Genomic DNA, 683 nt, shown 5'->3' on the forward strand with positions numbered 1-683 from the left:
AGGCTATTTTTTTATTTGGCTTGTTCTTTGAAAAGTTTTACTTTATTTTCCTCCAATTACTACAAATGAAGAAGATTATTATGGAGACTTTGATATAGAGTTTTCTAATTTCTGGACAAATAGCAATTACTACTGCATGTTTACAGGGTTTAAATCCTATCCAAACTCAGTATATCCAAAAATACTTTATGATAATAAATATGATAAAGCTCGAGAATATATGCAAGAGTTAAAGAAACGTGAGGATAATCTCTTGGAAAGTTTACCAAGTACTTATGAATACCTAAAACATCTACACAGTAGAAAATAATATGGAACTTTATACAATTATTTTGTATAGTTTTTTTTGCTTTATAGGGGCCATTTTACCTGGCCCTACATCTTTATTGGCCTTAAATCTAGGTCTTAATAATTCTATAAAAGCTGTTTTTCTAGCTAGTATTGGAGCAGCGATAGCTGATTTTCTGATTATTTGTGCTATTGGTTTTGGACTAAAACAAATAATTGATGATTTTCCTATAATTTTTGAGGTAATAAAAACTCTAGGATTTTTCTACTTAATTTTTATCGCGTATATGATATGGAAATCAGAAAACAGTATTTCTGAACATAAAGATGATACTCATAATATATATAGATTACCTATAAAAGGTTTTTTAACAGCAATTTCTAATCCTAAAGTA

At 28.0% G+C, this 683-nt stretch carries 1 protein-coding gene; it reads left to right on the top strand.

Annotated features, from left to right (window positions below):
- Nucleotides 1-311: 311 nt before the first annotated feature.
- Nucleotides 312-683: LysE family translocator (locus EL84_RS30385; protein ID WP_047844528.1), on the top strand; the 372-nt coding region annotated here is incomplete at its 3' end.

This window comes from Paenibacillus sp. VT-400 (genome assembly GCF_001029205.1).
GTDB classification, from domain to species: Bacteria; Bacillota; Bacilli; order Paenibacillales; family Paenibacillaceae; genus Paenibacillus; species Paenibacillus amylolyticus.